The following is a 550-nucleotide window of genomic DNA, read 5'->3' as shown; positions in this document are numbered from 1 at the left end:
CAGCCGCAATATCATTATTTAACGCCTGAAGAACAACAGAATTTACAAAAAGGTTCTGATGGCAAGGTTCATGTTTTTCTCAATGGTATTTTTACAACACCAGATGACGCAGCCCATAATGCGGTTCAGTTGGCTGATAACAAGAATGATCCGCACTATTTTCTGATGTTCCCTCATAGCGATTCGTTCTTGGTAGAGTTGTTCATTGCAGGGTATCAGTATGCTCTAGAAGGTAAGTTGGGTATTTTGACCAATTCGACGAAGAAGTACCAGAATCTGTTGTATAGCCTTGGCAATATAGGATTGCATACTGATGCGCATAGCCGTGGCAGTATGACAGCGGGCAATGGATCGCATGATTTAGAAAAGCATGGTGTTCATGGTATAGCAAAGAAAACAACGATTAATTTCTTTGGACCAGCTTATAATACTCAAAACATGGCAGATACGTTATATATCTTAAGTGATGGAAAGCAGGATTACGTAAACTTGGAAAATCATAAAAATGACTTTGTTGGTACAAAGATTGGCAAAAATCCTTACACTTTTG

The 550-nt window shown here is 38.7% G+C and carries 1 pseudogene; it reads left to right on the top strand.

The features are described 5' to 3' along the window. Positions 1–550, top strand: a pseudogene (locus ACFINI_RS10155) (filamentous hemagglutinin); the annotation flags it as partial.

The sequence above is a fragment of the Bartonella sp. AA56HLJMS genome (genome assembly GCF_042197145.1).
Lineage (GTDB): Bacteria > Pseudomonadota > Alphaproteobacteria > Rhizobiales > Rhizobiaceae > Bartonella.
This window is presented reverse-complemented; position numbering and strand designations above follow the sequence as displayed.